This window comes from Polaromonas sp. P1_G2, from assembly GCF_056405515.1.
Genome location: NZ_JBFUBY010000602.1, coordinates 1 through 763, shown reverse-complemented (window position 1 = coordinate 763; position 763 = coordinate 1). Strand labels below are relative to the sequence as shown.

Annotated in this window: 2 protein-coding genes; both read right to left on the bottom strand. The window is 65.0% G+C overall.

Annotated elements, in window-relative coordinates; genetic code table 11:
• Nucleotides 1-246 (bottom strand): FAD-binding oxidoreductase (locus AC1D0P_RS26455; RefSeq protein ID WP_477679443.1); only part of this gene is annotated, 246 nt, incomplete at its 3' end.
• A 10-nt stretch (nucleotides 247-256) separates the two neighbouring features.
• Nucleotides 257-763 (bottom strand): VOC family protein (locus AC1D0P_RS26450; protein ID WP_477679442.1); only part of this gene is annotated, 507 nt, incomplete at its 5' end.

Sequence of the window (763 nt, the reverse complement as noted above, 5' to 3'; positions counted from 1 at the left end):
ATCCGGCGTCGAGCCGGAAACCAGGCCGGTATTGCCGGATTGCGGCACCAGCCGGATGCCACTGCCGACGCAATAAGCAACGGCGGCGGAAACCTCCTCGGTCGAAGCCGGCCGCAGCACGAGTGCGGCACGACCCTTGTCGTAACGCGCGCCCGTCTCGTAGGCCAGCCTGTCAGACGGGGCATCGACGATGCCTCTGTCGCCAAGCAGGGCCTTCAGCGCCGCGATGTGGTTCGTGTCGATCATCGCCTGTCGATCACTCCGCAGCCATGATGGTGCCGAGCGCGGCAAGGCAATCGTCGATCGAGCCGCGTTCAATCGCCGCGTAATGGGCGAACTCGTCCAGCACGCTGGCGCCGAGGTCACGCTCGAACATCAGCTGGTTCGGGCTGGCGACGAAAGCCTGCGTCGCTGCGTCGCCGAGATTCGACTGGAAGATGCCAGCCGCGCTGACGGGCAGGAAATCCTCGTAGACGAGCGGATCGAACTGCACGATGCCCTCTGCGATCACTGTATCCAGATCGAGCCTGCCACTGGCGGCCTTCACTGCCTTGCCGGTCAGCGAATAGCTGAAATAGCCGAGGCCGGCCTTGCGGATTTCGTTCCAATCGTCCGGGAAGGCGCGAAAGGCATCGCCAAGCGCCTCTTCATAGACGGCGGCATTGGAGCCGTCCGCTGCGGGCGTCACGCGGGCACGGGCCTCATTGAGCAGCGCGTCGTAAAGCGCCCTGCCCTTCGGCGTCAGCGCAACACCGCGCTGTTC